Here is a 23,463-nt window from a genome sequence, read left to right on the forward strand (position 1 = left end):
CTCAGCCCAGGTACCCCATCCGGTGGCTGATCTCCTCCGCGCCCTTGAGCAGCACCGGGGAGAGCTCATGCAGACGCTCCTCGGTGAACCTGTACGAGGGCCCGGAGGCGCTCAGCGCCGCGATGACCTCTCCGTCCCGATTGCGAATCGGAGCCGCCATCGCATGGAGACCGATCTCCAGCTCTTCCAGGGTCCAGGCGTAGCCGCGCTCCAGAGCCTCGGCGAGGTTCTTCTCGAGTTTCGTCTTCGCGGTGATGGTGCGCGGTGCGACCTTCTTCATGCCGGCATCGGCGAGCAGTGCGGCACGCTCCTGGGTGGGCAGGTGGGCAAGCAGTATCTTGCCGCTGGAGGTGGCGTGCAGCGGGGTCAGCTGGCCGACCCAGTTGTGCGCGGTGACGGCACCCGGGCCTCGCACCTGGTAGAGGTTGATCGCGTAGTGCTCCTGCATCACGGCGATGTTGATGGTCTCGCCGATCTCCGCAGCCAGCCGCTCGCAGATCGGGCGGCCCTGCTGCGTGATGTCGATACGCCCGGTGACCGCACCGGCCAGCCGTACGATGCCGAAGCCGAGACGGTACTTGCCGCGTTCGCCCGCCTGCTCCACCAGTCCGCGCGCCTCCAGGGCGCCGAGCAGGCGGAACGCGGTGGACTTGTGGACGTCGATCTCGGTGGCGACCTCGCTGACGCCGGCTTCGCCGCGTTGGGCGAGGATCTCCAGGACGCTGATGGCGCGGTCGACCGACTGCACCCCGCCGGCCTGTGACGTGGCCGTTTCCGGCTCGTTGCTGTGGTTGCTCACGGCGAAACTATACGCACAGTAAACAACGCCGCCGCAAGAAGCGGGTCGAGCTCAGGGTCTGGAAGTTGCGCGTCCCGCAACCTGGTGCGCATGGCGATACTGCGATTAGCATGCCTCGCAAATGTACGGCGCGAGCGAGACGAGGCACCATGGCTCCCCTGCAATACGACTTCGTCATCGTCGGCGGTGGATCGGCCGGCAGCGCACTGGCGAACAGACTCTCGGCGGACCCGGCGAACCAGGTCCTGGTACTGGAGGCCGGCCGGTCCGACTACCCGTGGGATGTCTTCATCCACATGCCCGCGGCGCTGACCTACCCGATCGGTAGCCGGTTCTACGACTGGAAGTACGAGTCCGAGCCCGAGCCCCACATGGGCGGCAGGCGCATCTATCACGCGCGCGGCAAGGTGCTGGGTGGCTCCAGCAGCATCAACGGCATGATCTTCCAGCGCGGCAACCCCATGGACTACGAACGCTGGGCTGCCGACCCCGGAATGGAGACCTGGGACTACGCGCACTGCCTGCCGTACTTCCGGCGGATGGAGAACTGTCTCGCGGCCGACCCGGACGACGAGTTCCGCGGCCACGACGGTCCGCTCGTCCTCGAACGGGGCCCGGCCGCCAACCCGCTCTTCGGCGCCTTCCTCAAGGCCACCGAGGAGGCGGGCTACGCCCCCACCGACGACGTCAACGGCTACCGGCAGGAAGGTTTCGCCAAGTTCGACCGGAATGTCCACCGCGGACGTCGGCTGTCGGCTTCGAAGGCGTACCTCAAGCCCGCCAGGAAGCGGCCCAACCTCACGGTCACGACCCGGGCGCTGGTCACCCGCGTCCTCTTCGAGGGCAAGAAGGCCGTCGGCGTCGAGTACCAGCGAGGCAAGGGCGCCGTGAAGCAGGTCCGCGCCAAGGAGGTCATCCTCTGCGGCGGCGCGATCAACTCCCCGCAGCTGCTGCAGCTCTCCGGCGTCGGCAACGCGGAGGAGCTGCGCGCCCTCGGTATCGACGTCGTCCACGACCTGCCGGGCGTCGGCGAGAACATGCAGGACCACCTGGAGGTGTACATCCAGTACGCCTGCAAGCAGCCCGTCTCCATGCAGCCGTACCTGGCGAAGTGGAGGGCCCCCTTCATCGGCCTGCAGTGGCTCTTCCGCAAGGGACCGGCCGCCACCAACCACTTCGAGGCCGGCGGCTTCGCCCGCAGCAACGAGGACGTGGACTACCCCAACCTGATGTTCCACTTCCTGCCCATCGCGGTCCGCTACGACGGTTCCGTGCCCGCCGGCGGCCACGGCTACCAGGTCCACGTCGGGCCCATGTACTCCGACGCCATCGGCTCGGTGAAGATCAAGAGCAAGGACCCGCGCGAACACCCGGCGCTGCGCTTCAACTACCTCTCCACCGAGCAGGACCGCCGCGAGTGGGTCGAGGCGATCCGGGTGGCCCGCAGGCTCCTCAACCAGCCCGCGCTCGCCCCTTACAACGACGGCGAGATCTCTCCCGGCCCGAAGGTGGAGACCGACGAGGAGATCCTCGCCTGGGTCGCAAAGGACGGCGAGACCGCGCTGCACCCGTCCTGCACCTGCAAGATGGGCACGGACGAGATGTCCGTCGTCGACCCGCTCAGCATGAAGGTGCACGGTCTGGAGGGGGTGCGCGTCGTGGACGCGTCGGTGATGCCGTACGTCACCAACGGCAACATCTACGCGCCGGTGATGATGATCGCCGAGAAGGCCGCCGACCTGATCCTCGGCAAGGAGCCGTTGCCCGCGTCCAAGGCGGCGTACTACCGCCACCGCGACGCCCACAAGCAGGTCGGGTAGACGTTGGGTGCCGCAGGCCTACGGGCGCTGCTGGGCAACGTCCGCTACGAGGTGCTGCCCGCGAAGTCGACCGAGGACAAGGTCCTCGCCCATGTTCCGCGCGACGTCGTCGTCACCGTGACGGCTTCGCCGGTCAAGGGCCTGGGGCCGACCCTCGACCTCACCACCCGGCTCGCGGCCCACGGCTACCGCGTCGTCCCGCACGTGCCCGCGCGGCTGCTGCGGGACGACGCGCACCTGAAAGAGGTCGTCGAGGGGCTCCGCGAGGCGGGCGTGGACGACGTCTTCGTCCCGGCGGGCGACGCCGACCCGCCGGCCGGGGCCTACGACGGGGCGCTGCCGGTGCTGCGCAGGCTGAGCGAGCTGGGCAGGCCCTTCGCGCACGTCGGCGTCACCGGTTACCCCGAGAGCCATCCGCTCATCCACGACGACGTCACCATCCAGGCGATGTGGGACAAGCGCGAGCACGCCACGTACATCGTGAGCAACCTCTGCTTCGATCCGCTTGTGCTGGGGGAGTGGGTCGCCCGGATACGGCGCCGGGACGTCACCCTGCCCGTCCATGTGGGCGTCGCGGGGCCCGTGCAGCGGGCGAAGCTGCTGGCCATGGCGACCAGAATCGGCGTGGGGGAGTCGACGCGCTTCCTGACCAAGCACGCGTCCTGGTTCCTGCGGTTCGCGGCACCCGGAGGGTACTCACCCGAGAGGCTGCTGACCCGCGCCGAGGCGGCCCTCGCCGCACCCTGGGCCGGGGTCGCCGGCCTGCACCTGTTCACCTTCAACCAGATCGCCGAGACGGAACGGTGGCGCCGCGCGTTACTGGACCGGCTGGGCGCCTGACCGGGGAGAGGAATGGCATCCGTCATCGACTGGCCATTGACCCGAACCTTCACCAGCACCTCCGGCGACGTCCGATGGGACCGGCTGGGCCACCGCGGCGGACCGCCGGTCGTCCTGCTGCACGGCACCCCCTTCTCCTCGTACGTCTGGCGTGCCGTCGCCCGCTCGCTCGCCCGCCACCATCAGGTCTTCGTCTGGGACATGCCCGGTTACGGGGCCTCGGAGAAGGCGGCGGGCCAGGATGTGTCCCTGGCCGCCCAGGGCCGGGTCTTCACCGAGCTCCTGAGCCACTGGGGTCTGGCGGACCCGCTGGCGGTCGCCCACGACTTCGGCGGGGCCGTGGCATTGCGGGCCCACCTGCTGCACGGCGCCCGCTACCGGGCTCTCGCTCTGGTCGATCCGGTCGCGCTGGCGCCGTGGGGGTCCCCGTTCTTCCGGCTGGTCGGCGAGCACTCCGATGTCTTCGAAGTGCTGCCGCCGCCACTCCACCGCGCCCTGGTGCGCGAGTACGTCGGCTCCGCCAGCAGTCGCGGACTGCACCCGGCGGTCCTCGACCGGCTCGTCGAGCCGTGGTCGGACGGCGTCGGCCAGGCCGCCTTCTACCGGCAGATCGCACAGGCCGACCAGCGCCACACCGACGAGATCCAGGGCCGCTATGCCGGGATCGGCATCCCCACGCTCGTCTGCTGGGGAGAGAACGACACCTGGATCCCCGTGGCGAAGGGCCGCGAGCTGGCCGCTCTCATCCCCGACGCACACTGGGAACCCATTGCCGGCGCGGGCCACCTCGTGCAGGAGGACGCCCCCGCGGAACTCACGGCTGCGCTCATCGCCTTCCTGCGGACCTGCGGCTGACGCGAGACGGCGGAGGGCTTGTGGCCGTATACGACCGGTGTGAACTCGCACGAAATCGTCATCCTCCAACCTCTTGACGTCGGTCTGGTCATTCGTCAGGGTGTTCCACCACAAGCAATTGAATGCACGATGCGCAACGAATTCCAGCTGAAGGGCTTGGCTCGTGGCAGACCTGTACGTGGATGGCGAATGGCGGGAACCGGTGGCCGGAGGCCGCCGGGAGATCCGATGTCCCGCCGACGGCACGCTCAGCGCGACCGTCTCGGAAGGGACGCGTCCCGACACCGAGGCGGCGATCGCAGCGGCCCGCCGCGCCTTCGACGAGGGCCCCTGGCCGCGCACCCCCGAGCGGGAGCGAGGTGCGCTCCTCCTGCGCACCGCCGACCTCATCGAGCGCGACGCGAAGGAGTTCGCCCGCGCCGAGTCGCTCGACACCGGCAAGCGGCTCGCGGAGAGCGAGTACGACATCGCCGACGTCGTCTCTTGCTTCCGATACTACGGTGGGCTCGGCGGCACCGACGCCGGCCGTGTGATCGACACCGGCCGCGACGACGCCGTCAGCCGTGTCGTGTACGAGCCGATCGGGGTGTGCGGGCTGATCACCCCGTGGAACTACCCGCTGCTCCAGGCGTCCTGGAAGGTCGCCCCCGCCCTCCTCGCGGGCAACACGATCGTACTCAAGCCCAGTGAGCTCACCCCCTCCACTTCGATCCTGCTGATGAAGACACTGGAGGAGGCCGGGCTGCCGGCCGGCGCCGCCAACCTCGTCCTGGGGACCGGACCCGAGGTGGGCGCCCCGCTCTCCGAGGACCCGGCCGTCGACATGGTCTCCTTCACCGGCGGCCTGGAGACCGGCAAGCGGATCATGGCGACCGCAGCCGCGACCGTGAAGAAGGTCGCGCTGGAACTCGGCGGCAAGAACCCCAACGTCATCTTCGCCGACGCCGATTTCGAGACGGCCGTGGACTTCGCTCTCACGGCCGTCTTCCTGCACTCGGGCCAGGTGTGCTCGGCCGGCGCCCGCCTGATCGTCGAGGACTCGCTGCACGACCGCTTCGTCGACGAGGTCGTGCGCCGCGCCCGGCAGATCCGCCTCGGCGGGCCCTTCGACCCCGAGGCCGAGACCGGAGCGCTGATCTCCGCCCAGCACCGGGAGAAAGTCGAGGCGTATGTCGCCGCGGGCCTCGCCGAAGGCGCCGTACTGCGCTGCGGCGGCGAACGCCCCGACGACCCCGCCCTCGCGGGCGGCTTCTACTACCCGCCGACCGTCCTCGACGAATGCCGGCAGGACATGCGCGTGGTCCATGAGGAGTCCTTCGGACCCGTGCTCACCGTGGAGCGTTTCACCGGCGAGGACGATGCCGTGCGCATCGCCAACGACACCGTGTACGGACTCGCCGGAGCCGTCTGGACCCAGGACGCCGGAAAGGCCCAGCGGGTCGCCCGGCGGCTGCGCCACGGCACGGTGTGGATCAACGACTACCACCCCTATGTGCCACAGGCGGAATGGGGCGGTTTCGGGCACTCGGGCGTGGGTCGGGAGCTGGGGCCGACCGGCCTGGACGAGTACCGAGAGCCCAAACACATCTGGCAGAACATCCACCCCCGGCCGCAACACTGGTTCCGCGGCTGAATGCCGAAGAGAGGTCGAAAGTGACCCAAACTCAGACCGAGAAGTCGCATCGGCGCGGCACGCCCCAGGACTCGGGGGACACTCCGGTCATCTCCGTGCGCAATCTGTGGAAGGTGTTCGGGCCGAAGGCCGAGCGGATTCCGGACTCCGAGGAGCTGTGCGGGCTGACCCGCCGCGAGCTCATGGACCGTACGGGATGCACGGCCGCCGTACGCGATGTGAACTTCGACGTCCGCAAGGGCGAGGTCTTCGTCGTGATGGGCCTCTCCGGTTCCGGCAAGTCCACGCTGGTGCGATGTCTCACCCGGCTGATCGAACCCACCTCCGGTGAGCTCGTCTTCGAGGGCCAGGACATCCGCGAAGCGGACGACAAACGCCTGCGCGACCTGCGGCGCCGCAAGTTCTCCATGGTCTTCCAGCACTTCGGCCTGCTGCCCCACCGTCGCGTGGTGGACAACGTGGCGTTCGGCCTGGAGATCCGCGGCATGGGCAAGGCCGAGCGGACCAGGCGGGCCCGGGAGGTCGTCGAGCTGGTCGGCCTGGCCGGTTACGAGAACTCCTACCCCGACCAGCTCTCCGGCGGTATGCAGCAGCGCGTCGGTCTCGCCCGGGCGCTGGCCGGCGATCCGGACGTGCTCTTCTTCGACGAGCCGTTCTCGGCGCTCGACCCGCTGATCCGCCGTGACATGCAGAACGAGGTCATCCGGCTGCACCACGAGGTCGGCAAGACGATGGTGTTCATCACCCACGACCTCTCCGAGGCCCTCAAGCTGGGCGACCGCATCCTGATCATGCGCGACGGCAAGATGGTCCAGTGCGGCACCGGCGACGAGCTGGTCGGCGCCCCGGCCGACGACTACGTGCGCGAGTTCGTCAAGGACGTACCGCGCGGAGACGTGCTCACCCTGCGCTGGATCATGCGCCCGCTGGAGGACGGCGACGCCCTCGACGGTCCCGAGCTGGGCCCCGATGTCGTGGTGCGGGAAGCCACCCGGGCCGTCCTGGCGGCCGACAAGCCGGTCAAGGTCGTCGAGCACGGCAAGCTGCTCGGCATCGTCGGCGACGAGGAGATCCTCGCGGTGGTCGCCGGGCAGGAAGGCGACCTGCGATGACCGTCGCCATAGAGAAGCCCGAGAAAACCGGCACCGAGACAGTCGAGAAGACCACGCCCGTCGCGCGTGTCCGCAAGATCAGCCGGTCCATGGTGGTAGCCGGGATCGTGGTCGTCTGGCTGCTGCTGTTCGCCGTGCTGCGCGGCAAGCAGACCCTGTCGCTGGCGGCGGCCGACCTCACCGACCTGCACAGCTGGCTGAACGACGTCAACGACTCGATCGGAGCCAACCGCAACTCCAACCCCCTCTTCATCTACGGCTTCAACGAGATCCGGCTGGTCATCGACAACCTGGTGACCTTCATCCAGCAGCTCATCTCACAGCCCTCCGACACCCACCCCGTCCCGCAGATCGGATGGCTCGGCGTCGTCGGCATCGTGGGTTACGTCTCCTGGGCCGTGGGCAACTGGCGCGTCGCACTGCTGGCGGTGGCCGGGTTCACCTTCCTGGGGATGCAGGGCCTGTGGCAGGAGAGCATGGACACGCTGTCCCTCACGCTCTCCGCGGTCCTCGTGGCGCTGCTGTTCGGGATCCCGCTGGGTGTGTGGGCGGGGCTGTCGGGCCGCGTCAACCGGATCGTGACGCCGTTCCTGGACTTCATGCAGACGATGCCGACCTTCGTCTACCTGGCGCCCCTTACGCTGATCTTCCTCATCGGTGGGGCCTCCGCGACGATCGCCACGGTGATCTACGCCGCTCCGCCGGCGATCCGTATCACCGCGCACGCCATCCGCTCCGTGCCCGAGACCACCGCGGAAGCGGCAGCCTCGCTGGGCGCGACAAGGCGACAGGCGCTGTTGAAGGTGCTGCTGCCGATGTCCAAGCGGACCGTCGTGATGGGCATCAACCAGACCATCATGGCCGCCCTTGCCATGGTCACCATCGCCGCCCTGATCGACGCGCCCGGCCTCGGCAAGACCGTCGTCCAGGCCCTGCAGTCGCTCGATGTGGGCACGGCCTTCAACGCGGGCCTCGCCATTGTCGTGATGGCGATCGTGCTGGACCGTGTCACCACCGCGGCCAGCATGCGCGAAGAGCTGGCCCGCAAGTCGAAGAACCGCTTCCAGAGCTGGCGGCGCCCGTTGCTCGGCGTGGGAGCGGCGGCGACGGCGGTCCTGGTCTATCTGTCGCACACCTACGTATGGGCGGCGGAGTTCCCCGGCGAGGGCGGCATCGGCAGCTCCATCGCGAGCGGTGCCGACACCGCGACCACCTGGGCACAGGACAACCTGTCCGGCCTCACCAACGCCTTCCGCGACGCCATCACCAACGGGCTGCTCAACCCGTTCCAGACGCTGCTCACCGACTCCCCGTGGTGGCTCGTGGGCGCGGCTCTGGTCGGGCTCGGTACGGTGCTCGGCGGCTGGCGGGCCGGGGTCACCACGGCCGTGTGCGTCGGCCTGCTGGTCGGCACCGGTGTGTGGTCGGACGGCATGACGACGCTGGCCTCCACGATCGTGGCCACGATCATGGTGATGGTGCTGGGCATCGTCTTCGGTGTGTGGATGGGCCGCAGCCAGCTCGTGGACCGGGTGGTGCGGCCAAGCCTGGACGCGGCACAGGTCATGCCGCCGTTCGTCTATCTCGTGCCGTTCCTCGCGCTGTTCGGCGCGACCCGCTTCACGGCGATCGTCGCCGCCGTCGTCTATGCGGCTCCCGTCGCGATGAAGATCATCGCGGACGGGGTGCGGAACGTGCCTGCGACGACCGTGGAGGCGGCCACCTCCGCCGGGTGCAACACCTGGCAGATCATCACCAAGGTCCAGCTGCCGATGGCACGCAGCGCCCTGACTCTCGCGACCAATCAGGGCCTGATCTACGTGCTGTCGATGGTTGTGGTGGGCGGCCTGGTAGGCGCAGGCGCCCTCGGCTACGACGTCGTGGCCGGCTTCTCGCAGGGACAGCTGTACGGGAAGGGGCTCGCCGCAGGGCTGGCCATCGTCCTTCTCGGAGTCATGTTCGACCGGATCACTCAAGCAGCGGCGCGGCGTACCAGCGCGTAAGGAGTCACTGACCATGGCAAGGCAAGCAAGACAGTGGAAGGTCGGCGCGGCCGGCATAGCGGTCCTCGGCCTCACCCTCACCGCCTGCGGCGGTGCGAAGGTCGGTGACTCCGGGTCCGACAGCGCGGGCGGCAGCTCCGGCAAGTGCGGCACCTTCAACCTCGCGGTCAACCCGTGGGTGGGCTACGAGGCCGACGCGGCGGTCGTCGCCTACGTCGCGGAACAGGACCTCAAGTGCAAGGTGGTCAAGAAGGACCTCAAGGAAGAGATCGCCTGGCAGGGCTTCGGGACCGGAGAGGTCGACGCCGTCCTGGAGAACTGGGGCCACGACGACCTGAAGAAGAAGTACATCACCGACCAGAAGACCGCCGTGGATGCCGGTCCGACCGGCAACGAAGGCCTCATCGGCTGGTACGTGCCGCCGTGGCTGGCAAAGGCGCACCCGGACATCACCGACTGGAACAGCCTCAACAAGTACGCCGCCAACTTCAAGACCTCCGAGTCGGGCGGCAAGGGCCAGCTCCTCGACGGCGACCCGTCGTACGTCACCAACGACGAGGCGCTGGTGAAGAACCTGAAGCTGGACTTCAAGGTGGTGTACGCGGGCAGTGAGACCGCGCTCATCCAGGCCTTCCGCAAGGCCGAGAAGAACAAGGAATGGGTGATCGGCTACTTCTACGAGCCCCAGTGGTTCCTGTCCGAGGTGCCACTGGTCAAGGTCAAACTGCCCGAGTACAAGGATGGCTGCGACGCCGACGCTGCGAAGGTCGCGTGCGACTACCCCGTGTACAAACTCGACAAGATCGTCAGCGCGAAGTTCGCCAAGTCGGGCAGCCCCGCCTATGACCTGGTGAAGAACTTCAACTGGACGAACGACGACCAGAACACCGTGGCGAAGTACATCGCGGTGGACAAGATGACGCCCGAGGCGGCGGCGAAGAAGTGGGTCGAGGCCAACCGCGACAAGGTGGATGCCTGGATCAAGTAGGGCCGCCCGGCCGGGTCGCTGCACCTGCCTGGGGGACTGGACACAACTGGATACAGCTCCTGAAAGGGGCCCGGTATGCTGCGCCGACAGCCTGCCGGGCCCTCTGTTGCTTCGGGCTGTGGCGATCGGCCGGCTCATCGTCCATCGGCGCGGCGGGCTGATATATTTGAAGTATGTCAGAGGGTAGGGCGTTGGTGCGAACAGTCCCGCGCGAAGGAAGAGGCGGCCGAAAGATGAGCAGTACTGAGGTCACCCCCGTGACGGACTCGGCGCCGATGTCATTGGCGGACCGGGCCTACGAGCGCCTTCAGGATCGGTTGGTCATGCTCGACATCCGGCCCGGCGAGCCGATCAACGACAGCCAGCTTGCTGCGGAGATGGGTGTCGGGCGCACACCCGTTCGCGAGGCGCTGAAGCGACTCGAGACCGACCACCTCGTCGTGTCCTACCCGCGCCGGGGCACCTTCGCCACCACCATCGACGTGACCGAGCTCGGTGCGATCTCCGACATCCGCGAGCAGCTCATGCCGTTCGCGGCACGGCGGGCCGCCGTCCACGCCACCAGCGCCATACGCGACGTGCTGCGAGCCAAGGCCGACGAGGTGAGGAGCGTCGAGGGCCCTCGCGGTGATCGCACCGCAATGATGCGGACGGACATGTCGCTGCACCGGCTCATCTACAAGGCGTCCGGCAACCCACACCTCGAGGACGTGCTGATCCGCTACGACAACCTGGCCACCCGCATCTGGTGCCTGGTCATCGATCGGCTTCCTGACCTCGCACACCACATCACCGAGCACGCGGACCTGCTCGACGCCGTCGCTGACGGCGATGCCGACCGTGCCGAGCGCCTCACCCGCGAGCACATCGCCGGCTTTGCCCGTGAGATCCGCGGCGTGCTCTGACCGTCTGCGAGCCGGCCGGTCGGCTGCAACTCGCTGGTCGTCGTCCGTGCCGCGGACGGCAACGAGCCCGACGACTTCTTCGGCACCACCGGCCTGACCGCCGGGCCGCCCGCCGCTTCAGACTGGAAGCGCAATGCCCCCACGGCCGGAATCCGGCCATGGGGGCACGCGATCTTTCGTCAGGTCGGAGCGATCAGTCGTCGAAGAGGCCCTTCGGCTCGTGCGGGGACTCGTGCTCCTCCGGCGCGGCCTCGGCCTTCGGCTCCGGCTCCGGTTCACCACCGGGGACGGCCGACTCCTCCTCGATGTCGAAGAGTGAGCCGGACAGCGCGGGTCTCGAGGTGGCTTCGACGGTCGGCTCCAGCGCCCTGGTGGTCGCAGACGCCGGAGCCTCGTCGGCCGGGACGTCGAACAGTGATGCCGCGGGGGTGGCGGGCTCGGTCGGCTCGGCTGTGGGTTGGTCGAAGAGGGAGCTTGCGGGGGCCGGTTTCGTGGGTGTCTGGTCGAACAGCGATGCCGCGGGCGTGGCGGGCTCGGTCGGCTCGGCTGTGGGTTGGTCGAAGAGGGAGCTTGCGGGGGCCGGTTTGGTGGGTGTCTGGTCGAACAGTGATGCTTCGGTGGTGGCGGGCTCGGTCGGCTCGGCTGTGGGTTGGTCGAAGAGGGAGCCTGTGGGGGCCGGTTTCGTGGGTGTCTGGTCGAACAGTGACGCCGCGGGCGTGGCGGGCTCGGTCGGCTCGGCTGTGGGTTGGTCGAAGAGGGAGCTTGCGGGGGCCGGTTTGGTGGGTGTCTGGTCGAACAGTGACGCCCCGGTGGCGCCGGAGGCGGCGGGCTCGGCAGGAGCAGCGGCAGGGACAGCCGTGACGGCGGGAACACCGGCGGGCGCCTTCTCGGCCTTCGTCGCGGGCTCACTCTTGACCGAGGCGAGCAGCATCTGTGCGACGTCCAGGACCTCGACCTCCTCGCGGGCCTCCGACTTGGCCTGGAGCGCCGTCACGCCGTCGGAGAGCATCACCCGGCAGAACGGGCAGCCCACCACGATCTGGTCGGCACCGGTGCCGACGGCCTCCGTGCTGCGGTTCATGTTGATCCGCTCTCCGAGGCTCTCCTCCAGCCACATCCGTGCGCCGCCCGCCCCGCAGCAGAAGGACCGCTCCGAGTTGCGTTCCATCTCGACGTACGAAGCGCCCGGCAGCGCCGACAGCAGCTCGCGCGGCGGGCTGTAGACCTGGTTGTGCCGACCGAGGTAGCACGGGTCGTGGTAAGTGATCGACCGCGTGTTCGTGCCGGGCTCGGGGGCGACCGGCTTCAGCCTGCCCTCGCGCACGAGCCGGTTGAGCAACTGGGTGTGGTGGACGACCTCGAGCTCGATGCCGAAGGCCTTGTACTCGTTCTTCAGTGTGTTGAAGCAGTGGGCGCAGGTCGCGACGACCTTCTTGACCTTGAACTCCTTGAAGGTCTCGACGTTCTCCTGGGCCAGTGCCTGGTAGACGAACTCGTTGCCGGAGCGGCGGGCCGAGTCGCCGGTGCAGGTCTCGCGATTGCCGAGCACACCGAAGGAAACGCCGGCCATGTGGAGCAGCTCGGCGACCGCGCGGGTGGTCTTCTTGGCCCGGTCCTCGTAGGCACCGGCGCAGCCGACCCAGAACAGCCAGTCGACCGACTCCAGCGACTCCAGGTCCTTGCCGACCTCCTTGACCTCGAACGGCAGTCCCTTGGCCCAGTCCATACGCGCGCTCGGCGCCATGTTCCAGGGGTTGCCCCTGTTCTCAAGGCCCTTGAAGACCTGGTTGAGCTCGGCGGGGAAGTTCGACTCGATCAGTACCTGGTAGCGGCGCATGTCGACGATGTGGTCGACATGCTCGATGTCGACCGGGCACTGCTCGACGCAGGCGCCGCACGTCGTGCACGACCAGAGCACGTCCGCGTCGACGACGAAGTTTCCGCTCTCGGGGTTGTAGAACTCCGTATCCGCGTCGCCCTTGCCGATCAGCGCCCGGTCGGCGTGTCCGGCCAGGCCGGCGGCCTTGAGGTAGGTGTGCTCGCGCAGGCCCTTCATCAGCAGCTTGGGCGAGAGCGGCTTCTGGGTGTTCCAGGCCGGACACTGCGACTGGCAGCGACCGCACTCGGTGCAGGTGGTGAAGTCGAGGAGGCCCTTCCAGGAGAAGTCCTCGATCTTTCCCACGCCGAGCGCGACGTCCTCGTCGAGGTCGTCGACGTCTTCCAGGGTGATCGCCTTGCCTGCGACGGCGAGCGGCTTGACCTCGCCCAGTGCCGTACGGCCCGAGGACTCACGCTTGAACCAGATGTTGAACCAGGCGGTGAACCGGTGCCAGGCGATGCCCATGGTCAGGTTGCGGCCGATGACGATCAGCCAGACCATCGCCAGCGCGATCTTGAAGAACGCGATGAAGTAGACGAGGTTTTCGTTGGCGCTCTGGCCGGCGGGGTAGAGCGCGTCACCGAGCCAGGACGAGAGCGGGAAGTGCGCGCGGGTCGCGTGCTCATGTCCGGCGAGGTGGAACTCCGCGCCCCGGATGAACGGGATCGCCGCACCCTCGAGCAGGGCCAGGTACTCCACGAAGTAGGCCTGCCAGAACGTCGAGCCGTAGAACCGGCTGCTGCGGCCCTCGCTGCGGGGGTGGTGCTTCTGCCGGTAGACGATCAGCCAGACGATGCCGACCGTGCTCAGCGCGCCGATGAACTCGCTGAACCACTCGAAGGGGTAGCAGTGGCCAACGATCGGCCACGCCCACTCGGGGTCGAACAGCTGGAAGTAGGCGCCCACCACCGCGGTGCTCAGGAAGAGGAACGCCGCGAACACGAACCAGTGCATGACGCCGACCCAGGCCCATTGGAGCATCCGGGTGTGCAGCACGGTCTCCTTGAGCATGGTGACCGTACGAGCGACCGGCTTGTCGGTACGGCTCGGGCTCGCGGGCTGGCCCATCCGGATCACCCGGAGCATGCTCCGGACAGCGGGGACCAGGACGAACAGGGCGGCCAGCGTGAGCGCCAGCGACGCCACCAGGGCGAAGGTCTGCATCAGGGGCTCCTCGGGGATGGTCTTCTGGCCGGGGGTCGTGGCGGAGCGTTGTGCGACCCGCCCGCTGAGGGTGGCCAGGTGACCAGGTGCATGCGGTCCAGCTCGCGGCGCCGGTTGAACCAGGTGTCGCCATATGTCGTCGACGGCGGTGAGCGGAGGAGGCTGCGGCGTCCCTTGCAGGTGCCGCAGCCTCGCTCCAGGGCGATGAGCTGCTGCGTAGCGTGAGCGAGATCCTCGGTTCCCGCTGCGGCCAGTCGCTCAGCAGCCGTCGGCCGCCCGCCTCACCCGCTCACCCCGCGCGACCTGAGCTCTTCGATGATCGCGGGGAGGACCTCGTGCATGTCGCCCACGACGGCGTAGTTGGCCTTGGTCATCATCGGCGCCTCGGGATCGGTGTTGACCGCGAGGATCGTCTTCGACGAAGCGCAGCCGGCCCAGTGCTGGATGGCACCGGAGATCCCGCAGGGGATGTACAGGTCCGGGCTGATCCGGGAGCCGGTCTGGCCGACCTGCTCGTGGTGGGGCCGCCAGCCCAGTGAGGTGACCACCCGGGACACGCCGACCGCGCCGCCGAGCAGCTCGGCGAGCTCGGCGACCGCGCCGAAGCCCTCCGGACCACCCGCCCCGCGACCGGCACCGACGACGACCTTGGCGGACTTCAGTGAGTCGGAGTGGTCGACCTCCTTGGTGCCGGTCGACACGACCCGCGCCACGAGGTCGGCCTCGGCCACCTCGGGGGCGACCTCCACCCAGGCGGCGGGTGACGCGCCCTCGACCGGCGACACGGCCCACGAGTGGCCGGCGACGGTGAAGATCGCGGGCCGCTGGTCGAGCTTCATCTCCTCCAGCGCCGCGCCGCCCACCACCTGCCGGGTCACCACGAACGGCGCCAGGCCGTGGAACGCGGTCGCGTTGGCGGCCATGGGCACATCGAGCCGGGCGGCCAGATGCGCCAGCACCTCGTTGCCCCGGGGCGAGCCCGGGGCGGTGACCACGACGGAGCGGGTCGACTCGCGGATCGCCTGCAGTGCCGCCGCCCAGGCGGCCCCGGAGTACGACGTGAACGCTTCGCCCACCGCGTGGTGGACCTCGGCCGCGCCGTGGGTGGCCAGCTCGGCCGCCAGCGCGTCGCGGTTCTCGACCGCGCCGACCACGACCGCGCGGATGGCGATGCCACCGCCCTCGGCCGCCAGCGACCGGGCGAAGGCGAGCGTCTCCAGCGAGATCTCGCTCGCGGCGCCGTTCTCGGTCTCGATCAGCACCAGAATCATCGGGTCACCCCCAGCTTTGCGAACAGGTCCGCGACCGCGCCGGCCGCCTCCGGGCCCTCGCCCAGCACCTCGACCGTCGACGGCGCCGGCGGGGGCAGCAGCAGCTGCACCCGACTCGCTCCGACGGGTTCGGCCGACAGGGTCCGGGTCTCGATCTCGACCTTCTTGGCCGCCATCCGGCCCCTCAGCGTCGGATAGCGGGGCTCCACCCCGCCCTCGAGCACGGTGGCGACCGCGGGCAGCGGCAGCGAGTACGTCTCCTCACCGTCGGGGCCGTCGCCGCGGGCGGTCAGGTTGCCGTCGGCCACCTCGACCGTCGACACGCCGTTGACCACCGGCCGGCCGAGCGCGTGGGCCATCCGGATACCCACCTGGAAGTCGCCGCTGTCGGCGGCGTCGTTGCCGAGCAGGATCAGGTCGTACGTCGTGTCCGCGGCTTCCTTCTCGCGCACGACATGGGCGATCTCCCGGGCCACGTCGGCCGGGCCCAGCCGGGTCGGCTCCGCCTCCACCAGTACGGCGGCGTGGCAGCCGAGCGCCAGAGTGTCCCGCAGCTGCTCGGTGGCCTCGGACGGGCCGACCGTGAGCAGCGTGACCGTACCGCCGGTCGCCTCGGCGATCTGGACCGCCAGCTCGACGGCGCAGCTCTCGTGGTTGCTCACGGTGAAGCCGACGTACCTGCCGTCGACGCCCTGCTTGTCGTCGGTGAGCAGGACCTCACCGGAGGAGTCAGGGACCCGCTTGATGCAGACCAATACGTTTGTCATCGTTCACCTCTCGTGGTCTCGACGGTGCCGACCACCGACAGCACCGACATCAGCGGATCCGCTCGTTGTCCGGGTCGAACGGGGGCGTGGCGTCGTTGCCGATCACGGTCACGGGGTAGAGCTCCTCCATGTAGGAGACCGCGAGCTCGTTGCCGATCCGCGCCTCCTCGACCGGCAGGTAGGCCAGCAGCAGGTGCTTGCCCAGCGAGGGGGCCGAGCCGGCGGTGGTGACGTACGGGTGGTGCCCGTGCCCGTCGACGAGCGATTCGCCGGAGCGGGTCAGGATCGGCTCGCCACCGAGCATGTACCGCTTCACCCCGGACGCCGACGTGTGGTCGTCCACGGCCAGCGTGCACAGCACCGCCGCGGGCTCACCGGCGCGCTGCGCCAGGTAGGCCTCCTTGCCGATGAAGTCGGCGCCCTTCACCTTCGGCCGCTGCATGCCGGCCTCGACGATGGTGCGCTCGCCGTCGAGTTCGAGGCCGAAGGCCCGGTAGGCCTTCTCGATCCGCCCCGTGGTCACGTAGACGCCGATGCCGACCGGGCGGGCACCCAGGGGAGCACCCGTCGCGAGCAGCTTGTCCCACACCGCGGCGGCCTGGTCGAAGGACACGTACAACTCCCAGCCGAGCTCGCCGACGTAGGAGATCCGGGAAGCCAGCACGGTGATGCCGTCGAGGTCGATCTCACGGCAGCTGAGGAACTTGAAGCCCTCGTGGGACACGTCCGCGTCGGTCAGCTGCGACAGGATGTCGCGGGCCCGCGGGCCCCACAGCCCGATCGTGGAGACCTGATCGGTGTGGTCCACCAGGGACGCGTCGTCGCCCAGCTGGTCGGCGAACCACTTCTTGTCCGCCATGCCGTGCGCGCCGCCGGTGACGACCCGGAAGTGGTCCTCACCCAGGCGCATGACGGTGAGGTCGGAGCGGAACCCGCCCTTGCCGTCGAGCACCGGGGTGTAGATCACCTTGCCGACCGGTACGTCGCACTGCGCGACGCAGGTGCGCTGTACGGCGGCCAGGGCGCCGGGGCCGGTGATGTCGAAGATCGCGAAGGCGGTCAGGTCGATGACGCCCGCGGCCTCGCGCATCCGCAGGTGCTCGGCGTTGACGATCGGGCTCCACCAGCGCGCGTCCCACTCGTGCTCGCGCGGCATCACACGGTCGCCGTACACCTCGAGGAGGTCGGCATTGGACTCGTACCACTGCGGCCGCTCCCAGCCGACCGCCTCGAAGAAGACCGCACCGAGCTTCTTCTCCGAGTCGTGCATCGGGGAGAGCCGCTGCTCGCGGTCGGACTCGTACTGCTCGGCGGGGTGGACGATCCCGTAGGTCTTGATGAACGACTCGGTGGTACGCAGCCGGGTGTGCTCGCGGCGCATCTGGTGGGGGTAGAACCGGGCGATGTCGCAGTGCGAGATGTCGATCTCGCTGTGGCCCTGGACCATCCACTCCGCGACCGCGCGGCCGACGCCCGGGCCCTCCTTGATCCACACCGCGGCCGCCGTCCACAGGCCCTTCACCTGGCTCTCACCGATGATGGGGGCGCCGTCGCAGGTCAGAGACAGCAGGCCGTTGATCGCGTACCGCATCTCCGCGCCCTCGGCACCCAGCAACTCGGGCATCAGCTCGTAGGCCTGCTCCAGCTGCGGGTCGAAGTCGTCGGAGGTGAACGGCATCTCGGTGGGGCTGAGCTTGGCCTGCTCGTTGCTGGGGATGTCCTCCGGCTCGTGCAGGATCGCCCGGTGGGCGTAGGAACCGACCTCCATGTCCGCGCCGTGCTGACGCTCGTAGCAGAAGGTGTCCATGTCCCGGACGATCGGGAAGTTGATCTCGCCGGGCAGCCCGGACAGCTGCGGGCAGGGGCCGACGGAGATCATCTGGTGGACGGCGGGGGTCAGCGGGATGCTGACTCCGGCCATGTCACCGATCTTCGGGCTCCACACGCCACAGGCGATCACGACGTACTCGGCCTCGATGTCGCCCTTGTTGGTGCGCACCCGGCGGATCCGGCCGTCCTCGACGTCCAGGCCGACCACCTCGACGTTGGGCACGCTGGTCAGCGCGCCGCTCTCGATGGCGCCGTCACGCATGATCGTGCCGGCGCGCAGGGAGTCGACGACGCCGACGCTCGGGGTCCAGAAGGCGCCGATGAACTGGTCTTCCTCGATGAACGGCACCTTCTCCTTGACGAAGGTGGGAGAGACCAGCTCCGACTCGATGCCCCAGGCCTTGGCGCTGGACATCCGGCGGCGCAGCTCCTCCATGCGCTCCTCGGTACGCGCGATCTCGAAGCCGCCGGACTCGGTGAAGACGCCCAGCTCCTTGTACTGCCGCACCGAGTCCAGCGTCAGGTCGGTGATCTCGCGGGAGTGGTCGACGGGGAAGATGAAGTTGGAGGCGTGACCGGTCGAGCCACCGGGGTTGGGCAGCGGGCCCTTGTCGATCTGCACGATGTCGCGCCAGCCGAGCCGGGCCAGGTGGTGGACCAGGCTGTTGCCGACGATGCCGGCGCCGATCACGACGCATTTCGCCTGCGGTGGGACCTCTGCCATGTCGGCCTCCCTCAAGGTGACACCCAATTGATATACCAGTTGTAGGCACGCTATGTGACAGTCCGCTCGATGGTCAAGGGTCCGTTCGCCGAACCCTTGCCTCGCAGGCAGGGGGAGAGGCTCGGTGGACCTTGACAGGGATCTTATATATCAGTTGGATGTTAATCGCCGATGAGAGTGACGTGCCCGAACTCGCCCACACCCGGCACCACCCGTGCGCATCGGCTAGTTCGATCCGACCATGACCCGCCTCGGTGGCCGGCGCACAGGACCGACCCGATGGGAAAAGGAGCACTGCCGGTGAACGCACAGCTGCTCGACGGCAAGGCGACCGCCGCCGCCATCCGCCGCGAACTCGCCGAACGCGTGACCAAGCTGACCGATGCCGTCGGCCGCCCGCCAGGGCTCGGCACCGTCCTCGTCGGCGACGACCCCGGCAGTCACGCCTACGTCGCAGGCAAGCACCGGGACTGCGCACAGGTGGGCATCGCCTCGCTGCGCCGGGAACTGCCCGCCGACGCCACCCAGCAGCAGGTCGAGGACGTCATCGACGAGCTCAACGCCGACCCGGCCTGCACCGGCTACATAGTCCAGCTCCCACTCCCGCGCCACCTGGACACCAACGCCGTCCTGGAACGCGTGGACCCGGCCAAGGACGCCGACGGCCTGCACCCTGTCAACCTCGGCCGGCTGGCCCTGGGCGTCGAGGCGCCGCTGCCGTGCACCCCGCGCGGCATCGTCGAACTGCTCCGCCGTCACGACGTGCCCCTCGCCGGCGCGCGGGTGTGTGTGATCGGCCGGGGCGTCACGGTCGGCCGCCCCATCGGCCTCCTCCTCACCCGCCGCTCCGAGAACGCCACCGTCACCTTGTGCCACACCGGCACCAAGGGCCTGGCCTGGCACGTACGCGAGGCGGAGATCGTCATCGTGGCCGCCGGCTCGCCCGGGCTGATCACCAAGGACATGCTGCGCCCGGGCGCGGCGGTCCTGGACGTCGGCATCACCCGCACCGACCAGGGGCTGGTCGGCGATGTGCATCCGGAGGCCGAGCAGGTCGCCGGATGGCTCGCGCCGATGCCCGGTGGCGTGGGCCCCATGACCCGGGCCATGTTGCTGGCCAACGTCGTCGAGGCCGCCGAGAGGAACGCGAACGCCGCATGACCGCTTGAGGCTCCAAGTACCCGTAATATCCGCACCTTTCAGAAGACTGAGACGTCCGATGAGCCCCCGCACACCCGGCGCCGAGCTCCCCGATCACGCCGACTGCCCGTGGCGCACGCCGGGGCCGAGGCGGTCGTACGTTTCGCCACATGCATCAAGGTGGTCCTGATGATTCCCGTGTGCCCTCTCGCCGATCTGCCGCAAGGCGAGGCTTTCCGGCTCGAGTGCGACCCGCCCGTCGCCGTGTTCCACACCGAGGACGGCGAGCTCTACGCGATCGACGACACGTGCACTCACCAGGACGCCTCGCTCTCCGACGGCTGGCTCGAGGGGTGCGAGGTCGAATGCCCGCTGCACGCTTCGAAGTTCGATCTGCGCACCGGCGGTGTGGACGCCCCGCCGGCCCGGCTGCCCGTGCGCACCCACCACGTCGTGGTCGAGGACGGCATGATCCACGTCGAGCTCGCCGACGCCGCGCCGAACCTCCCGCCCTCCGGCGCCGTCACACGGCTCGAAGGAGGCACGGCCACGGGAGGAGCCACATGAGGAGCATGACGGTCGCCGGAGCCCCGTCGGCCGGATCGTCGGCGGCAGCCGGCGGCAACAGCGGCGCAGACGGCGGGATGCCTGTGACCGCCCCACTTCACGCCACCACCGCACCGCGGCGCCCGGGAACACCGGAACTCCATCCGTACGGGCTTCCGCAGCCGGGCCGGACGCTGGTCATGGGCGTTGTGAACGTCACCCCGGACTCGTTCTCGGACGGCGGGCGGTCGTTCGCGCCGGAAGCGGCGGTCGCGCACGGACTCGCGCTGTTCGAGCAGGGCGCGGACGTCGTGGACGTGGGCGGCGAGTCGACGCGCCCCGGGGCCGTACGCCCGCCGGTCGAGGAGGAGTTGCGGCGTGTCCTGCCCGTCGTCCGGGAACTCGCCGCGGCCGGCGGGACCGTCAGCGTCGACACCATGCGGGCCGAGGTCGCCGCCCGCGCTCTGGACGCCGGTGCACGGCTGATCAACGACGTCTCGGGCGGCCTTGCAGACGCCGCGATGCTGCCGCTGATGGCCCGAGCCGACGCGCCGTACGTGATGATGCACTGGCGCGGACACGCCGCCGGCATGCAGGCGAACACTGTCTACGGCGACGTCGTCACCGACGTCGTCGAGGAGCTGCGCCGGAGGATCGAGGCCGCCCTGCGGGCGGGGATCGCGCCCGACCGTCTGATCATCGACCCCGGGCTGGGCTTCGCCAAAACAGCCGAACACAACTGGGAACTGCTGGGCCGTCTCGGGGAGGTAGCCGCCCTGGGCCGTCCCCTCCTCGTGGGCGCGTCACGCAAGTCGTTCCTGGGTCACCTGCTGGCCGACCCGGCGACGGGACAGCCCCGCCCGGCGCCCTTGCGGGACGCCGCGACCACCGCCATATCCGTTCTCGCCGCGGCTCAGGGTGTCTGGTGTCTGCGCGTGCACGACGTGGCCTCGACGCTCGACGCGGTACGGGTGACCGCCCGCTGGGGTGCCGAGGCGGACGCGTCGGCGCGGGAGCAGCGGATGCAGCCGGGGGAGGCTCAGCCCAGGTAGCCCATCCGGTGGCTGATCTCCTCCGCGCCCTTGAGCAGCACGGGTGCGAGCTCGTGCATGCGCTCCTCGGTGAAGCGGTACGCGGGACCGGAGGCGCTGAGGGCGGCGACGACCTCGCCGTCGCGGGACCGGATCGGGGCTGCCATCGCGTGCAGTCCGATCTCGAGTTCCTCCAGCGTCACCGCGTACCCGCGCTGCCGTGCCTCGGCGAGATCCTTCTCCAGCTTCGTCCTGGCGGTCAGGGTACGGGGCGTCAGCTTCTGCGTCCCCGACGCCGCGAGCACGTCGGCGCGCTCCTTCTCCGAGAGGTGGGCCAGGAGGATCTTGCCGCTGGACGTGGCGTGCACCGGCGTCAGCTGCCCGACCCAGTTGTGCGTGCCGATCGCGCCCGGGCCGCGCACCTGGTAGAGGTTGACCGCGTAATGCTCCTGCAGGACCGCGATGTTGACGGTCTCGCCGATCTCCTCGGAGAGCCGCTCGCACACCGGTCGGCCCTGCTGGGTGATGTCGAGACGGCCGGTGACCGCGCCGGCCAGGCGCACGATCCCGAAGCCGAGCCGGTACTTGCCCCGTTCGGTCGCCTGCTCGACCAGACCGCGCGCCTCCAGGGCGCCCAGCAGGCGGAACGCGGTCGACTTGTGGACGTCGATCTCGGCGGCGCACTCGCTGACCCCCGCCTCGCCGCGCTGGGCGAGGATTTCCAGGACACTGACGGCACGGTCAACGGACTGCACCCCGTTCGCCGCGGGGCCCGTTGTCTCGCTATCTGCCGTGTGGTTGCTCATGGCGCAACTATACGCGGGCGTGGATGTGCTGCGAGAGGCCACAGTACCTGGGCAGGGGGCCGGTTGGGCACTTGACACCGCCTGGCCCCGTGCGCTGTGACCGCATGTTCGTCAGCGGAAGACGACCGTGCACCTGCCGTTGACCAGTACACGGCTCTCGCTGTGCCACTCCACGGCGCGGGCGAGGACCCGGGCCTCGACATCGCGGCCGATGGTGACCAGGTCGTCCGGGCCCCGCGAGTGGTCCACGCGGACGACGTCCTGTTCGATGATCGGGCCTTCGTCGAGGTCGGAGGTGACGTAGTGCGCCGTGGCCCCGACGAGTTTGACACCGCGGTGGTGTGCCTGGACGTACGGCCGGGCCCCCTTGAAGCTCGGCAGGAAGGAGTGGTGGATGTTGATGGCCCGGCCGTCGAGTTGCTTGCACAGATCGTCGGAGAGGATCTGCATGTAGCGGGCGAGTACCACGAGGTCGATGTCGAGCTCGTTGACGAGAGAGAGCAGTCGCGCCTCTGCCTCCCCCTTGTTCTCCCGGGTCACCGGGATGTGGTGGAAGGGGATGCCGTAGTTCTGTGCCAGTGGCTCGAAGTCGCGGTGGTTCGAGACGATCGCCGGGATCTCGATGTTGAGCGAGCCCGTGGACTTGCGGAAGAGCAGGTCGTTCAGGCAGTGGCCGAACTTCGACACCATGATCAGCGTGCGGGTCGGGGTCGAGGCGTCGTGCAGCTGCCAGGTGATCCGGTACGACTCGGCGACCGAGGTGAAACCGGTACGCAGCTCCTCCAGTGAAACGGACGGGTCCGAGACATCGAAGTGCACCCGCATGAAGAAGCGGTTCTGCAGGCGGTCGTCGAATTGCTGGCTCTCCAGGATGTTGCCGGAGTGGCTCACCAGAAAGCTGGTCACGGCATGGACGAGACCGGCCTGGTCGGGGCACGAAAGAGTGAGGACGAACTCGCGGCCGGGCTGCGGTCGAGGAGACATGGGACATCCTCCGAATGGAGCGTATTACGCAACATGACGAGTGATGCGCAACATGCTCCAGTGCGGGTGACCGACTGGTCAAGGGGCGGTGGGCAACTGTTGCCCGGTACTCCATGTTGCGTGATGTGGATTTAGTTGCGTTGATTGAAACTGGGGATTGCGGTCGTCGTGATCGGCGGTCGTGTCCGAGAAGCCACCGGCAAGTCTCAGGACCGGCGGTGGTGGCCGAGTCGGGCGGCTGCTCGGCCGCGGCCCGTACCGCGGCAGCGACCTCCGGCAACCGCCGCGCGCGCCCGGCTGGTGCCGGGATCGGTGACGGTGTGCGTGGCCAGGTTGATGGTCTCCGCGACCTGTGCCGCCGGCTGC

18 protein-coding genes are annotated in these 23,463 nt (G+C 69.1%); 11 read left to right on the plus strand and 7 right to left on the minus strand.

The features are described from left to right. Position 1 precedes the first annotated feature (1 nt). Entirely contained in the window at positions 2-748 is a 747-nt protein-coding gene (locus ABZO29_RS39925; RefSeq protein ID WP_367326368.1) for an IclR family transcriptional regulator, read from the minus strand. A 200-nt stretch (positions 749-948) separates the two neighbouring features. Here ABZO29_RS39925 and betA point away from each other — a divergent pair, with 200 nt between their 5' ends. From betA to ABZO29_RS39965, 8 genes are all read left to right on the plus strand, one after another. After that, the gene (betA, locus tag ABZO29_RS39930) at positions 949-2,619 is read left to right on the plus strand and encodes a choline dehydrogenase (RefSeq protein WP_367325080.1); all 1,671 of its coding nucleotides are present in this window, start codon (positions 949-951) and stop codon (positions 2,617-2,619) included. Positions 2,620-2,622: 3 nt separating this feature from the next. Next, positions 2,623-3,459 carry a 5,10-methylenetetrahydrofolate reductase gene (locus tag ABZO29_RS39935; RefSeq protein ID WP_367325081.1) on the plus strand — a complete coding sequence of 279 codons (837 nt, stop codon included), beginning with the start codon at positions 2,623-2,625 and terminating at the stop codon, positions 3,457-3,459. A gap of 12 nt (positions 3,460-3,471) precedes the next feature. Further along, the gene (locus tag ABZO29_RS39940) at positions 3,472-4,314 is read left to right on the plus strand and encodes an alpha/beta fold hydrolase (protein WP_367325082.1); all 843 of its coding nucleotides are present in this window, start codon (positions 3,472-3,474) and stop codon (positions 4,312-4,314) included. A 163-nt stretch (positions 4,315-4,477) separates the two neighbouring features. After that, on the plus strand, positions 4,478-5,947 hold the full coding sequence (locus ABZO29_RS39945; RefSeq protein WP_367325083.1) for an aldehyde dehydrogenase family protein: 1,470 nt from the start codon (positions 4,478-4,480) through the stop codon (positions 5,945-5,947). 20 nt (positions 5,948-5,967) lie between these two features. Next, the gene (locus ABZO29_RS39950; protein ID WP_367325084.1) at positions 5,968-7,059 is read left to right on the plus strand and encodes a glycine betaine/L-proline ABC transporter ATP-binding protein; all 1,092 of its coding nucleotides are present in this window, start codon (positions 5,968-5,970) and stop codon (positions 7,057-7,059) included. Further along, positions 7,056-9,062 (plus strand): ABC transporter permease, encoded by a 2,007-nt coding sequence (locus ABZO29_RS39955; protein ID WP_367325085.1) that lies wholly within the window; start codon positions 7,056-7,058, stop codon positions 9,060-9,062. Before ABZO29_RS39950 ends, ABZO29_RS39955 begins: the two co-directional genes overlap by 4 nt. Positions 9,063-9,075: 13 nt before the next feature. Then, entirely contained in the window at positions 9,076-10,050 is a 975-nt protein-coding gene (locus ABZO29_RS39960; RefSeq protein WP_367325086.1) for an ABC transporter substrate-binding protein, read from the plus strand. Between the two features lie 233 nt (positions 10,051-10,283). Next, positions 10,284-10,955, plus strand: coding sequence for a GntR family transcriptional regulator (locus tag ABZO29_RS39965; RefSeq protein ID WP_367325087.1), 672 nt, complete (start codon positions 10,284-10,286; stop codon positions 10,953-10,955). A 193-nt stretch (positions 10,956-11,148) separates the two neighbouring features. Here the strand turns inward: ABZO29_RS39965 and ABZO29_RS39970 are convergent, their stop codons facing one another. From ABZO29_RS39970 to ABZO29_RS39985, 4 genes are all read right to left on the minus strand, one after another. Then, positions 11,149-13,998: a heterodisulfide reductase-related iron-sulfur binding cluster gene (locus ABZO29_RS39970; protein ID WP_367325088.1), complete on the minus strand. Its 2,850-nt coding sequence runs from the start codon at positions 13,996-13,998 to the stop codon at positions 11,149-11,151. A gap of 281 nt (positions 13,999-14,279) precedes the next feature. Further along, entirely contained in the window at positions 14,280-15,269 is a 990-nt protein-coding gene (locus ABZO29_RS39975; protein ID WP_367325089.1) for an electron transfer flavoprotein subunit alpha/FixB family protein, read from the minus strand. Beyond that, entirely contained in the window at positions 15,266-16,036 is a 771-nt protein-coding gene (locus ABZO29_RS39980; RefSeq protein WP_367325090.1) for a hypothetical protein, read from the minus strand. Before ABZO29_RS39980 ends, ABZO29_RS39975 begins: the two co-directional genes overlap by 4 nt. 49 nt (positions 16,037-16,085) lie before the next feature. Then, on the minus strand, positions 16,086-18,590 hold the full coding sequence (locus ABZO29_RS39985) for an FAD-dependent oxidoreductase (protein WP_367325091.1): 2,505 nt from the start codon (positions 18,588-18,590) through the stop codon (positions 16,086-16,088). A 300-nt stretch (positions 18,591-18,890) separates the two neighbouring features. Between ABZO29_RS39985 and ABZO29_RS39990 the strand changes: the two genes are divergently transcribed. From ABZO29_RS39990 to folP, 3 genes are all read left to right on the plus strand, one after another. After that, positions 18,891-19,751, plus strand: a complete 861-nt coding sequence (locus ABZO29_RS39990; RefSeq protein ID WP_367325092.1) for a bifunctional methylenetetrahydrofolate dehydrogenase/methenyltetrahydrofolate cyclohydrolase — start codon at positions 18,891-18,893, stop codon at positions 19,749-19,751. A 165-nt stretch (positions 19,752-19,916) separates the two neighbouring features. Further along, positions 19,917-20,297 carry a bifunctional 3-phenylpropionate/cinnamic acid dioxygenase ferredoxin subunit gene (locus ABZO29_RS39995; protein ID WP_367326369.1) on the plus strand — a complete coding sequence of 127 codons (381 nt, stop codon included), beginning with the start codon at positions 19,917-19,919 and terminating at the stop codon, positions 20,295-20,297. Between the two features lie 179 nt (positions 20,298-20,476). Then, complete coding sequence (gene folP, locus ABZO29_RS40000; protein WP_367326370.1) at positions 20,477-21,328, plus strand: dihydropteroate synthase; 852 nt, start codon at positions 20,477-20,479, stop codon at positions 21,326-21,328. On the opposite strand, the gene ABZO29_RS40005 is transcribed toward folP, so the two are convergent. Both ABZO29_RS40005 and purU read right to left on the minus strand, forming a co-directional pair. Beyond that, positions 21,316-22,113, minus strand: coding sequence for an IclR family transcriptional regulator (locus ABZO29_RS40005; protein ID WP_367325093.1), 798 nt, complete (start codon positions 22,111-22,113; stop codon positions 21,316-21,318). The genes folP and ABZO29_RS40005 overlap by 13 nt on opposite strands. A gap of 111 nt (positions 22,114-22,224) precedes the next feature. After that, a complete protein-coding gene (purU, locus tag ABZO29_RS40010) occupies positions 22,225-23,097 on the minus strand; it encodes a formyltetrahydrofolate deformylase (protein WP_367325094.1) in 873 nt (290 codons plus the stop codon). Positions 23,098-23,463: the final 366 nt, after the last annotated feature.

The sequence above is a fragment of the Streptomyces sp. HUAS ZL42 genome, from assembly GCF_040782645.1.
GTDB lineage: Bacteria > Actinomycetota > Actinomycetes > Streptomycetales > Streptomycetaceae > Streptomyces.

What these genes read in the sequence shown, in the direction of transcription:
- betA (WP_367325080.1), top strand. Translation starts at nt 949, where the DNA reads ATGGCTCCCCTGCAATACGACTTCGTCATCGTCGGCGGTGGATCGGCC.
- ABZO29_RS39940 (WP_367325082.1), top strand. Translation starts at nt 3,472, where the DNA reads ATGGCATCCGTCATCGACTGGCCATTGACCCGAACCTTCACCAGCACC.
- ABZO29_RS39955 (WP_367325085.1), top strand. Translation starts at nt 7,056, where the DNA reads ATGACCGTCGCCATAGAGAAGCCCGAGAAAACCGGCACCGAGACAGTC.
- ABZO29_RS39960 (WP_367325086.1), top strand. Translation starts at nt 9,076, where the DNA reads ATGGCAAGGCAAGCAAGACAGTGGAAGGTCGGCGCGGCCGGCATAGCG.
- ABZO29_RS39965 (WP_367325087.1), top strand. Translation starts at nt 10,284, where the DNA reads ATGAGCAGTACTGAGGTCACCCCCGTGACGGACTCGGCGCCGATGTCA.
- ABZO29_RS39970 (WP_367325088.1), bottom strand. Translation starts at nt 13,998, where the DNA reads ATGCAGACCTTCGCCCTGGTGGCGTCGCTGGCGCTCACGCTGGCCGCC.
- ABZO29_RS39975 (WP_367325089.1), bottom strand. Translation starts at nt 15,269, where the DNA reads ATGATTCTGGTGCTGATCGAGACCGAGAACGGCGCCGCGAGCGAGATC.
- ABZO29_RS39980 (WP_367325090.1), bottom strand. Translation starts at nt 16,036, where the DNA reads ATGACAAACGTATTGGTCTGCATCAAGCGGGTCCCTGACTCCTCCGGT.
- ABZO29_RS39985 (WP_367325091.1), bottom strand. Translation starts at nt 18,590, where the DNA reads ATGGCAGAGGTCCCACCGCAGGCGAAATGCGTCGTGATCGGCGCCGGC.
- folP (WP_367326370.1), top strand. Translation starts at nt 20,477, where the DNA reads ATGGGCGTTGTGAACGTCACCCCGGACTCGTTCTCGGACGGCGGGCGG.
- ABZO29_RS40005 (WP_367325093.1), bottom strand. Translation starts at nt 22,113, where the DNA reads ATGAGCAACCACACGGCAGATAGCGAGACAACGGGCCCCGCGGCGAAC.
- purU (WP_367325094.1), bottom strand. Translation starts at nt 23,097, where the DNA reads ATGTCTCCTCGACCGCAGCCCGGCCGCGAGTTCGTCCTCACTCTTTCG.